We start from the raw sequence: 9,831 nt of genomic DNA on the forward strand, positions 1-9,831 counted from the left end.
GACCGTCACCTGGGCGAAGGAACTCGCCCGCTACGCCATTCGGACCGCGACCGTCGCGCCGGGGTTCGTGGCCACGGAGATGACCGCGGCGATGCGCCCCGACATGCTCGAGCGCATCGAGCAGAGCGTACCGCTGAATCGGCTGGGCGAGCCCGACCATATCGCCCAGAGCGTGGCCTTCGCGTTCGACAACGACTACTTTACCGGGCGCATCATCGAGTGCGACGGCGGGCTGCGGCTTTGATCGACCGCGTCAGAAATAGTCGCGGCTGATCTCGCGCTGGAAGTACATCTCGAGGCGCAGCGTCATCGCCCAGCGCGGGTCATAGCGCGTGTCGCGCTGAAAGTGCAGCTCGGGGATGACGTCGCCGAACAGGATGCCCTTGTGCAGATCGCGCCGGTAGCGGGTCTGCAGGTAGTAATCGGTCATGCGCGGGTGCGAGGCGCTCTCGCCAACGGCGATCGCCGAATGGCGCAGCGCGCTTCGCTTGTTGATGCGCTGGTTGAGCTCGGCGACTTCGCTGTACTCCAGGGTGTCCTCCTCCTCGCGCCACTGCACGGTACTGATGAAGCGCAGATGGCGGCGATTGCTCAGGGGGCGGCCCAAATCCCACTGGGTGCGTGCCGAGTAGCCTGCGTTGTTGAACCAGGAGAGTCGGTTGAAGGATTCGAGCTGCCAGGGGCCATAGCCGATATCCCACAGCCGTTCGCTGGTGAAACGCACGTAGGGGTCGATGGGCAGGCGAAGGCGTACACCGGCACCGAAGCGGTTGCTCCAGTGTTCGCGCTTGTCGCGCCTCTCCAGCCAGTCAAGGCCAAGGATCGAGTTCGAGCGATCGCGCTGGTCGTTGTAGAGCCGCCCCGAGCCCTCGTCGGCCAGCGTTCCCTGAGTTTCGTCCGGATCGCTTTCGATGACCAGGCGCAGGCGCTCTTCGGTGGTCGGCAGGTCGATGCGGTAGCGAATGCTGGTATCGCCGCTTACTCCGTCACCCTCCATCCAGTCGATCTCCTGTCCCAGGCGCAGGTAGGATTGGTTGCGTGAGGAGGCGCTGTAGTAGTCGCCGCCAAAGAAGGCATCGATATTGCGCGAGGTGTTATCGACCCAGTTGCCTATACGCGTACGAAAAGGCTCCAGATGCTCTTCTGCCCATTCATCGGGAAGATCGCTGTCACCGTCTTGCAAGGGTTGGGCAGCCGCATGAAGCGATAGCGCGAGCAACGAGCTCGCGCAGAGAAAGGTAATGCCGTGTTTCATCGAACGTCCCTGGACCCGAAGTTGTTATGCGAGACCCCGCAATCACGCCTTGTGGGTCTCGATATTCTTGGCCCATTCTAGCACCTGCTTGCGCTCGCGTCGGCTCGACATCCGCTGGGTATCGATCTTGGCGGGAATCAACTGGCGGTTCGGCTCGGCATCGAGGGTCAGCTTGAAGACCCGCGAGGCACCGACCGGCATGTCCTCGGGGCCGTAGATCGCGACGACCCGAATTTCGAGATGAAGCTCCTCGCGGGCGAGTACCTGCTCGTCGATCTCCCAATAGGCCTTGAGTCCCTCGACGATCTTGCCGAAAGACTGAAGGTGGATATAGTCGCCGGAGCGCAGTGGCCCCTGATGAGTGCGAAAGGTGTCGTCGTCGTCCTCTTCGCTCTCCTTCTGGTGCTCCACCACGTCGAGCTCGTAGGTTCGTTCCTCGGTATGCAGGACCGCGATGACGTGCTGCACGTAGATCGCTTCGCTGCTCATGTTGCTGACCAGACAGAGTGCCTGGGTACCGGTTCCCTTGCCGCGGTTGACGATGATGCGTGGCTGGCGCTGACGGGCGAAGTTGTAGTAGAGCAGTTGCGCGTAGAACAACCACACGAACAGGGTGCAGATATTGGCGATCGCGGTGATCACCTGCGAGTGTTCCTCGAGCCATTCCATGGCATCGTGCCTCGTATATTGAAGGGTGCCGTGACAAGGTAGCGACATCGCGGTCGCGTGTCGTTAATGTAGATAAGGGGGTGCGAATTGGCCAGATGCTTCGATGATGAGCAGGCCGCAAGGGGAGGCAAGCAAAGAAAAAGAAGAGGCAGTAACGAGGGAGAGCTTGTCTGTGATTGGTGCGGATGGGGCGCACCGAAGTGGCTATCAAAATCAACATCATGCACCCCAAAACCGCCATAGGCATACACACAGGCATACAAGAAAAACCGCGCTGTTAGCCGTCTTCCTCTTCCCGCGTGTGCCGCTCCATCAGAGTCTGGCTGTAGCGGTAAATATCCGCAAGCCTGAACAGGACGTGCGCGCTGCGCGCTTCACCTTGCTTGAAGCCTTTCGGGCAGTCGGCGTCGTCCTTACGCAAACGGTCGAACTCCTTCGGGCTGCGCCCCAGAATGCGCGCCGCTTCCTGCCGTGTTACCTGGATGAACTCCGGGTCCAGCCATTGATCGATTTTCTGTGCGTTGCTCATTTCAATCTCCCGTATGCCGCTGGCCGCCATGGCCGTGCCCTGGTTTGCCGCGCCACTCCTGCTCCTGCAGCGCGATGCTCTCGTCGATACGTTGCTGGAGCTCACGCTCGACGAGTTCGCGCACGCCCGGGTGATCGGCGATCGCTCGCAGTTGCGCGAGCTCGGCGCGCTGGCGCTGGATGATGCCGGTGGAGACCTCGGCGAGCTCCCACTGATCGGTGGGACGCTCACCGGTATCCATGACCTTCCCCAGCCCATAGCAGTGGCCACAGGGTTTGGACTTGTCGCCCTTGATCGGGTCGGTACCGGTGCCCAGGCACAACGGGCAGTCGTCGCGCTCGAGTGGGCGCCACTGCTCGAGCCAGTCCCCCTGAGTCGTGCCGCTCTGGATGCCCTTGTCGAGATCCTCGTAGATTACGAGCCACTGACCCTCTAGCGCGCCGGCGCCCTGGTGCTGGGCGAGCTCGGCGTATTTGCCGCCATGTTCGCGGTGGGTGTGGGTGGGTTGGGTCATTGGCGTTCCTTACAATCCATGTATTCACGCGCTTTACGTAGACACCAGCGCGCGTTGATGCGAGGCGTGTTCTTAGGGAAGTAGGGTCCATCCTCGCCAAAGATAGTATCGTCCCACATGAATGTGCCGCACGCTTGCTGGTACAGGGTGCGCCAATCTTGACCTTCGCCCCAGTAATCAAGCTCGCCACCCACGCTGGGCATGTGGTTGACCCGCACTCGGCCCTGCCGGTTCTCTCGCACCTGCTTGGCGCTCAATGGCTCGCCAGGCCAACCATGGTGAAAGTGTGGTTCATACTCGTCATCGATCCACACGTGACCCAGCTCATCGCCCAGGATTGCAGACAGGTTCTTGCTGACCTTCTTCTCGATGCGTGGCTTCATGATCAATTGCCTCCTACGGCAGGCAGTAGCGGCGGCATGGTGCCGGTGTCGTAGGCGGTTTTTACCTGTGGCAGCATCCAGCCGCCGACGGTGCCGCCGTTGGGCAGCACGATGTGGGCGAGGAACTTCTCCTCGAACTCGGTGATACCGGACTCGACCGCCTCGAGCTTGGCTTTGATGACCAGGGCAAGCGCCCGCCACCGCTGTCGGCAGGCCTGTTCCCAAGCCTTGGCCGCCTGGGCGGGCGCGCGATCGCGGCCGGTCTCGGTTTGCGTGAACTCGCGGCTGGCACGGTCGGGCATTGCCAGGTCGAAACGGACACGCCGGCCGTGCATCTGGAACGCCATGACTGCCGTGGCGCCGTCCCATCCGTACATGAAGCCGCTGGCGCCGTAGCGGGAGACGGTTTGCTCGATCTCGGCGCGGCTGCGCTCACTCGAGACGCTGGTGTTTTCTGCGTAGCGGCTCATCGGACGGCCTCCAGTTCTTCGCGGTGCAGGCGGGCGGTCTCCACGACCGTCATACCCACGCGGTGGGCAACGTGTAGCTCGAGGTGAGCCCCTTTCGAGGCCTCCCAGCCGGGCAGCAGGGCGATGGTGTCGCAGGTGAGCATGTCGCGCAGGTCCTCGCGCAAGTACTCCTCCCAAGTGGCCTCGCCGAGCTCGCTCTGTTTCTCGGCCGGGTTGACCACGTCATAGCCCAGGGCGCGAAGCTCGGCGGCGGCGCAGTGGAACGCGCCGAAGTTCAGGCCGGGCAGCCCCGTCATGGGGCCGCTGATGTAGATGCGTTTCATTCGCTGGCGCCCTCCGGGTTTGCTACCTGGCGCTCAGCCTCACCGCCCAACCATTCGATGATTCGGGCCACGCTGACGCGTAGGCACCCGGCCATCAGCACGAAGTCTGTCTCAAGCCGCGCCAGGGCGTCGTCGCCATCGTCGGCATGGTCGGCCTCTTCGATCAGCGCGTCGCCGAAGCGCAGCGACTTGATCGCCAAATCGTCATGGAGCACGAACGAGAGCTGGCCCTCGATGCCAAGAGCGAACTGGCTGGCCTGGCGCCCGCTCTCGAGCAGTTGCTGGATCTCGTCGCTGTCGAGGTCTACCTGGCGCGCGCGCACCTCGCCGTCGTCGCCCTTGGCCTTGAGCACCACCTGGTAGCCCAGTTGCATGTCGGCGGGGCGGCTGGCGCCGTCGCCGAGCCAGGTGGTCATGGCGCTCACCGGTAGCGTCTGCGTGGCCAGCGGCGTGACTTTCAGCGAGCCCAGCGTTTCGCGCAGCAGGTCGAGCACTTCCTCGGCGCGGGCGCGGCTGCTGGTGTTGACACCGATCAGCTGGCGCTCGGTATCCCACCACACGTCAATTTTCTGGCTGCGCACGAACGCACGAGGCAAGAGCTCCTCGGTGATCTGCTCCTTGAGCGTGGTCTTCTCCTTGCGGGTGACCTTGCGGGCCTCCTGGGCTTCGATGTCAGCGACGCGCTCGGCCAGCTCTTCGGCAATCACGCTCGCGGGGAGCAGGCGCTCCTGGCGCAGTGCTGACAGCAGGCGGTGACCCTGGATCTCGTGGAGCAGCTGCCCGCCGCCCAGGCGCCCGGCGGGAGCGGCCCAGCCGATCCGGCGCGCGTCGGCGTTGCCCAGGGCGCGGGGAGCAAGCGGGGCCAGTGCCGCTTCGAGATCGGCGGCGCTCACGGCGGCCATGGAGTGCAGGCGGTAGAGGTGTAGGTGTTTGAACCACATGTCATTCGACTCCTGGACAGTTGACGTTCTGCGCGCCGATCGCTGCCTTGTACTCCTCTTCGGAGATACCGAGTGCGGCGAAGAGATGCATGGCGCTGGGCATCGTGTCGGTTTCCTCGTCGTAAAAATCGTCGACAACGTTTTCCCAGTACGGATCATCTTGATCGGTCATCGAGTCCAGCAGGACGATGGCCTGCTGGCGGCTGAGTTGGCCGGGCCACTTGGGTGTTGTTTCGCTCATGGCTTGCTGCCTCCCTGCTGGGGCTTGTCGCCCTGGGCGGGCGCGGGCTGTTTGAAAATGCGGTCGAAGTCGTTTTGGTTGAACATGGGGTTCTCACATGCCGCCGTATATGAGCCGTGGGACGTCTTCGGCGGGGTAGTTGGGGTTGTGGTAGCACCACTCGCTGCAAATCCGATGTGGGAAGTGGTAGCCGTCGCAGTAGCACGTCTTGTGCCGCCACCCCCGGCCATCGGCCCACCGGTCGATTCGCAACGAGTCGAAAGCGCCGCAGCTGGTGCAGCGGATCCGCCGCAGGTAATCGTCCGGATGTCGTGCTTTCACCTGTCGGGCACCGCAGGATCGACACCGGCAGTGGCGACGGCGTGGGCCGACTGTGATCGCGTGACCTTTAGCGTTGCGAACGATCACGATGGATCCTCAGAACTGAACCAGTTGAACGGGCGCGCCGGCGGTGTCCGGCATCACAATTCGCGCCGGCGCCTGCCGCTCGTCATCGAGCGCGGGCCCGGCAGGGCGCATGCCCGGGCAGGACTCGGCGGCGATGCCACGGTAGTCCGGCGCGCCGGTGCGCTTGTTGAGCGGCACGCCGCGCGCTTCTTCGGCCTGCCAGACCGCGGCATCAGTGCAGTACGCCACCAGCCAGTCATGCTGGCGCTCGGCGTCGTGCTGGGTGATCTGGCCCAGGGCCAGCAGAGCGGCCAGGGCGGTACCGCCCAGCAGGGTGCGTTGAGTGGTTGTGTTCATAGCTGGATCCCCAGGGCGGCGGGCGTGGTGCCCATGAAGGTGGCGGCGTCGTCGATGAGCTCGCACAGCTCGTTGAGCGTGTCGTGATCAGGGCCGACGATGAATGCGTGCAGCTCCAACCGGCGGCGGCCTCGACCAATCTCGAGCGAGAGCGTCGCGGGCTGGACGCGCAGTTCCATACGGGCGCTGGCACCGGCGTTCGTCTCGACGACCAGGCGCATGATGTCGCCCAGGCGGTTGTGCACCAGGTCGCGGGTGAGGCGTTCAACGACTGAGCTCATGCGGACACGCCCCCAGCGGCGCGCGGGGCCGACAAACGGGTGAGGCTGTGGGCCGTGCGGGTGCGTGTCGGCTGCCGGTGGCGCAGGGCCGGGGCATCGGGGCTGATGGCGGTGATCATCAGCGCGCAGACGATCACCAGCTGAATGAGCTTTTGCGCCAGCGCCAGCGCTACGAGGTGAGTGGTGTTGCGTGCGTGCAAGCGGCCTTTGGCCAGCAGGATATGGCGCTGAACAGTCGCCACGGAGCGGTGGAGGATGGCCGCACACTGGTCAGCGGTGTGGCCATTGGCAAGCAGTACGATGATCTCGCTTTGGCGTGGGGTAAGGTCCATGTCCTGTCCTCGAATACGGTATATCTAACAAACTACGTAGATATACGTATTTAGTCAAGCATGGAGCGTACTTTTAAGATGGGTATGCGTACTTTGAACTGCGAGGAAGCGAGATGCTAGTGATTTGTGCGGTCTATAAAGCTGGCAATCGCTCTGCGGCAGGCATGGCTGACGGGGCGAGCTATGTCGCGGTTAGCTTGGGTTCCCTGTTTTTTTCCGTCGGGACATGGTTTTTCAGAACTCTTGATCTTAGCCGGCATGGCCAGTACCTAACGCCTGTATAGTGTATGAATATACAGTATATATGATGAGTGAATTTTGCCAGCATTGAAAGCCCGTGCACAAAAAAACCCGCATCATAAGCGGGTTATGCATTCTCTATCGTATGTTAACAATCGTGGTTTTCTGCTTCGTTAATCAGCGTCCCGAGTATGTACGCATGGTTGTCACCATTCGAAAGCATTTTGATCGCTGTGGCGCATAGCTGGGTGGCTTTTTTTGCATCGACGGGCTCACTGGATTTCTCTATCGCTCGCTCCACCAAAGCCGCCATGATGATATTTAGTTCGGGGGTATCTTGAGGGGCACCTTGATTAGGATCGCTTGAAAACCCTGACAAGTAGCTGACCGACACTCCATATAGGTCGGCCAGCGCCGTTAGTTTTGCCATAGGTATTGGCGAACGGAGCGATTTCCAGTCAGAGACATATTGAGCTGAGGTTTTGGCATCGATGGCGATGAGCTTCATGATGCCACGCTCGCCAGGATGCTCATGATGTTTTTGAGCGCTGCGTTTAACACGCTCCCAGACCAGCTCTCTACTCGGTTCTGAGAGTTTGTTGTCATCCATTCCAGCGCTGCTCCCTGCTGAATTCGTCGGAAAAAGAAGCGGTCTTGCGTTACAGCGTTATTGCGTCATTTAACGCAGTTTAGCGGTTATATGCTTACGTGTAATTGCTCAAAAATACGCAAATCTTGCCTTAGTACGGTTATCTACGTATATTCTACGTATAAACCGAATCGAGGCGCTTTCAATGACTTTTCCTGCTCAATCCCCAAAGCCGCTCATAAAGGAGGTCGACGTTCCACTTCGGCCTATCGCTCTATACGACGTTATCAAAGACTGTGGCGGTCCAAATACTGTCGCCAAGCGCCTCGGAGTGTCGCCAACCACCGTCACGGATTGGTCGCGCCGCGGGCGCATCCCTGATTCAGACCTGCGGCTTGAAGGCGGCACCAACTACTCTGACCAACTGGCTGACATGCAGCGTGAAGGCACGCTTTCCGCTGCTGTTATCCGCCGTCTTGGCCGCCGGCTCTGAGGTGGTTGCCATGACCGATCTAATCCCATTGCTCGCCAGCAACGCCTTGGGCGTCGCGTCGGGCTATCTCGTTGCACGCTTTTCTCGTGCCAGGCTGGCGCTCGCGCTGCCCAATATCGAGCCGCCGCTGGCTGCGCCATTGGTGATGTATCCCCTGGGTATGAGCGCTATCGAGGCCGCATGGTGGCTTCGCAAGATGGCGGCCTGCCTAGAGGCCAAAGAGCGCCAGAAGGAGGGTTACTACGATGCCCGTTAGCACCCCGATAACCAGTTCTGGCCCGCGTTTCTTGAGAATAGGCTTGATCGCCTCTGCCACTTTCTCCCACCGAGCTCGCAGCGGTGGCACTGAATGGTCAACGAAGAACACGCGCGTGTCTTCCCTCAGCTCAAAGTCAATATCCCAGTGCTTGGCCTTCCACGTGCGCCACCGACGCTTGAATTCGGCGTACAGCTTCATGGGTCGGTTTTCCTTCAATTGTGAGGTGAGAGCATGAGCAAGTTACTAACGGATGACACGCTGGCGCAGCCCATGCCAGCCACGCATTTCTTTCCAGATTCGAAGTCGGGCTTTCCAAGTGCTGCACGCATGCTTGATAGCCGTGTGTGGTTTGAGGAGGGCAAAGGGCGGGCGCTAGAACTGCGCTTTGCCTGCCGCCCACAAACAGTCGAGTACCTGTGTTTCTGTATGGGAAATGGCTATTTGTTGTTTAAGCAGATCGACGTGATCAAGAGCCGATCAGTGTTTTCAGCCATTCAATGGAGCGCGGAGCCCCCTCAAGGCCTAGGCGAATCAGTTGGTTGGCTAGACGCTGGTGGCCCTCTTTCGACAGCGCCTGAAGCTGTTGGCGCAGGAGGTTCTTCTCTTGCCTAGTAGCTTCAGCCATTTCGATTTGAGCGGTGACCAGTGCTTGAATAGCCTCGGCTTCAAGCCTAATGGTGACTACGCCAAGTTCAGCGGTCAATCCGCCATCCTGACTGACATAATCGAGGCCTGCGCTAGTGATGGTGATGTTGCCATAGCTATCAATATCGCCCATTCGCTTGCGGGCAAGCCCCGTCACCAAGTTGTGCTCTACCAAATAGTTAATGTTGGCGTTAGCCACGCTTTTTCCAAGCTTTTTATTCCACTGATCGGCCTCGCAGTCATCAGGGTAGGTTTCAGCCGCCGCTTCGAGCATTTCAATCCATATCGTCTTGTCCGGTTTTGCCACGTCGTTTTCCTCATTCTAGTGAATGGTGTCGCAGCTATCACTTTAGCGGGCGACGGCGTGGCTGCCTATTCGCGCGAGGTGTCGTCGTGACCGAAGAACGCGCATTCCGCGGCGTCTGGATCCCCGCCGACATCTGGCTGAACCGTGACCTCTCGCTACAGGAGAAGGTCATGCTGATCGAGATCGACTCGCTCCAGCACCCGGAGAAGGGCTGCTTCAAGTCCAACAAGAAGCTCGCCGACTTCTTTGGCCTGTCTCCCAACCGCGTCTCGGAGGTCATCAGCTCGCTCAAGAAAAAGGGCTGGGTCTCGATCGAGCAGGTGCGCCAGGGCAAGCAGATCGTCGAGCGTCGTATCTTCATGAAGCGATCGCTGGAGAAGGCGCCAGCAGGTACTCGGAAAACCGAAGAGGGGTATTCGGAAAACCGTGAGAACCCTATTCGAGATTCCGAAGGGGGGTATTCGGAAAACGGGGCGAACCCTACTCGAAATTCCGAAGAGGGGTATTCGGAAAACCGTGAAGAGAGGGGTTCAGGTTTAGGGGTTCAGTTAGAGGGGTCCAGTAAGAGGGTTGCGACCGGGGCGAGCCCGGCCGCTGCCGAGGGTGATTATTTGGG

General features: G+C 60.6%; 17 protein-coding genes. 3 read left to right on the plus strand and 14 right to left on the minus strand.

Features of this window, described 5'->3' with window-relative positions; genetic code table 11:
- Positions 1-244: SDR family oxidoreductase (locus BIS11_RS04890; protein WP_253585779.1), on the plus strand; the 244-nt coding region annotated here is incomplete at its 5' end.
- A gap of 9 nt (positions 245-253) precedes the next feature.
- Here the strand turns inward: BIS11_RS04890 and BIS11_RS04895 are convergent.
- From BIS11_RS04895 to BIS11_RS04955, 13 genes are all read right to left on the minus strand, one after another.
- Positions 254-1,255: a hypothetical protein gene (locus BIS11_RS04895; protein WP_253418931.1), complete on the minus strand. Its 1,002-nt coding sequence runs from the start codon at positions 1,253-1,255 to the stop codon at positions 254-256.
- Between the two features lie 42 nt (positions 1,256-1,297).
- Positions 1,298-1,924 carry a hypothetical protein gene (locus tag BIS11_RS04900; protein WP_253418927.1) on the minus strand — a complete coding sequence of 209 codons (627 nt, stop codon included), beginning with the start codon at positions 1,922-1,924 and terminating at the stop codon, positions 1,298-1,300.
- Between the two features lie 277 nt (positions 1,925-2,201).
- The gene (locus BIS11_RS04905; RefSeq protein WP_253418925.1) at positions 2,202-2,453 is read right to left on the minus strand and encodes a hypothetical protein; all 252 of its coding nucleotides are present in this window, start codon (positions 2,451-2,453) and stop codon (positions 2,202-2,204) included.
- A gap of 1 nt (position 2,454) precedes the next feature.
- On the minus strand, positions 2,455-2,967 hold the full coding sequence (locus BIS11_RS04910; RefSeq protein ID WP_253418921.1) for a hypothetical protein: 513 nt from the start codon (positions 2,965-2,967) through the stop codon (positions 2,455-2,457).
- Entirely contained in the window at positions 2,964-3,350 is a 387-nt protein-coding gene (locus BIS11_RS04915; RefSeq protein ID WP_253418919.1) for a hypothetical protein, read from the minus strand. Before BIS11_RS04915 ends, BIS11_RS04910 begins: the two co-directional genes overlap by 4 nt.
- 2 nt (positions 3,351-3,352) lie before the next feature.
- Entirely contained in the window at positions 3,353-3,820 is a 468-nt protein-coding gene (locus BIS11_RS04920; RefSeq protein WP_253418917.1) for a hypothetical protein, read from the minus strand.
- Positions 3,817-4,143, minus strand: a complete 327-nt coding sequence (locus tag BIS11_RS04925; RefSeq protein WP_253418915.1) for a DUF4406 domain-containing protein — start codon at positions 4,141-4,143, stop codon at positions 3,817-3,819. Before BIS11_RS04925 ends, BIS11_RS04920 begins: the two co-directional genes overlap by 4 nt.
- Entirely contained in the window at positions 4,140-5,084 is a 945-nt protein-coding gene (locus tag BIS11_RS04930) for a recombination-associated protein RdgC (protein ID WP_253418913.1), read from the minus strand. Before BIS11_RS04930 ends, BIS11_RS04925 begins: the two co-directional genes overlap by 4 nt.
- Position 5,085: 1 nt before the next feature.
- Positions 5,086-5,325, minus strand: coding sequence for a hypothetical protein (locus BIS11_RS04935; protein WP_253418911.1), 240 nt, complete (start codon positions 5,323-5,325; stop codon positions 5,086-5,088).
- A gap of 417 nt (positions 5,326-5,742) precedes the next feature.
- The gene (locus BIS11_RS04940) at positions 5,743-6,069 is read right to left on the minus strand and encodes a hypothetical protein (RefSeq protein WP_253418909.1); all 327 of its coding nucleotides are present in this window, start codon (positions 6,067-6,069) and stop codon (positions 5,743-5,745) included.
- Entirely contained in the window at positions 6,066-6,350 is a 285-nt protein-coding gene (locus BIS11_RS04945) for a hypothetical protein (RefSeq protein WP_253418907.1), read from the minus strand. Before BIS11_RS04945 ends, BIS11_RS04940 begins: the two co-directional genes overlap by 4 nt.
- Positions 6,347-6,682 (minus strand): helix-turn-helix transcriptional regulator, encoded by a 336-nt coding sequence (locus BIS11_RS04950; protein ID WP_253418904.1) that lies wholly within the window; start codon positions 6,680-6,682, stop codon positions 6,347-6,349. The genes BIS11_RS04945 and BIS11_RS04950 overlap by 4 nt, the downstream gene beginning before the upstream one ends.
- A 388-nt stretch (positions 6,683-7,070) precedes the next feature.
- The gene (locus tag BIS11_RS04955; RefSeq protein ID WP_253418901.1) at positions 7,071-7,532 is read right to left on the minus strand and encodes a hypothetical protein; all 462 of its coding nucleotides are present in this window, start codon (positions 7,530-7,532) and stop codon (positions 7,071-7,073) included.
- A gap of 482 nt (positions 7,533-8,014) precedes the next feature.
- Here BIS11_RS04955 and BIS11_RS04960 point away from each other — a divergent pair, with 482 nt between their 5' ends.
- Complete coding sequence (locus BIS11_RS04960; RefSeq protein WP_253418898.1) at positions 8,015-8,260, plus strand: hypothetical protein; 246 nt, start codon at positions 8,015-8,017, stop codon at positions 8,258-8,260.
- Between the two features lie 469 nt (positions 8,261-8,729).
- Here the strand turns inward: BIS11_RS04960 and BIS11_RS04965 are convergent, their stop codons facing one another.
- A complete protein-coding gene (locus BIS11_RS04965) occupies positions 8,730-9,215 on the minus strand; it encodes a hypothetical protein (protein ID WP_253418892.1) in 486 nt (161 codons plus the stop codon).
- Positions 9,216-9,301: 86 nt separating this feature from the next.
- Between BIS11_RS04965 and BIS11_RS04970 the strand changes: the two genes are divergently transcribed.
- Positions 9,302-9,831: helix-turn-helix domain-containing protein (locus BIS11_RS04970; protein WP_253585780.1), on the plus strand; the 530-nt coding region annotated here is incomplete at its 3' end.

It is taken from the genome of Halomonas sp. 707D4 (assembly GCF_024158685.1).
Lineage (GTDB): Bacteria > Pseudomonadota > Gammaproteobacteria > Pseudomonadales > Halomonadaceae > Vreelandella.

Coding starts and splice junctions, on each gene's coding strand:
- BIS11_RS04895 (WP_253418931.1), bottom strand. CDS start 1,255: ATGAAACACGGCATTACCTTTCTCTGCGCGAGCTCGTTGCTCGCGCTA.
- BIS11_RS04900 (WP_253418927.1), bottom strand. CDS start 1,924: ATGGAATGGCTCGAGGAACACTCGCAGGTGATCACCGCGATCGCCAAT.
- BIS11_RS04905 (WP_253418925.1), bottom strand. CDS start 2,453: ATGAGCAACGCACAGAAAATCGATCAATGGCTGGACCCGGAGTTCATC.
- BIS11_RS04910 (WP_253418921.1), bottom strand. CDS start 2,967: ATGACCCAACCCACCCACACCCACCGCGAACATGGCGGCAAATACGCC.
- BIS11_RS04915 (WP_253418919.1), bottom strand. CDS start 3,350: ATGAAGCCACGCATCGAGAAGAAGGTCAGCAAGAACCTGTCTGCAATC.
- BIS11_RS04920 (WP_253418917.1), bottom strand. CDS start 3,820: ATGAGCCGCTACGCAGAAAACACCAGCGTCTCGAGTGAGCGCAGCCGC.
- BIS11_RS04925 (WP_253418915.1), bottom strand. CDS start 4,143: ATGAAACGCATCTACATCAGCGGCCCCATGACGGGGCTGCCCGGCCTG.
- BIS11_RS04930 (WP_253418913.1), bottom strand. CDS start 5,084: ATGTGGTTCAAACACCTACACCTCTACCGCCTGCACTCCATGGCCGCC.
- BIS11_RS04935 (WP_253418911.1), bottom strand. CDS start 5,325: ATGAGCGAAACAACACCCAAGTGGCCCGGCCAACTCAGCCGCCAGCAG.
- BIS11_RS04940 (WP_253418909.1), bottom strand. CDS start 6,069: ATGAACACAACCACTCAACGCACCCTGCTGGGCGGTACCGCCCTGGCC.
- BIS11_RS04945 (WP_253418907.1), bottom strand. CDS start 6,350: ATGAGCTCAGTCGTTGAACGCCTCACCCGCGACCTGGTGCACAACCGC.
- BIS11_RS04950 (WP_253418904.1), bottom strand. CDS start 6,682: ATGGACCTTACCCCACGCCAAAGCGAGATCATCGTACTGCTTGCCAAT.
- BIS11_RS04955 (WP_253418901.1), bottom strand. CDS start 7,532: ATGGATGACAACAAACTCTCAGAACCGAGTAGAGAGCTGGTCTGGGAG.
- BIS11_RS04960 (WP_253418898.1), top strand. CDS start 8,015: ATGACCGATCTAATCCCATTGCTCGCCAGCAACGCCTTGGGCGTCGCG.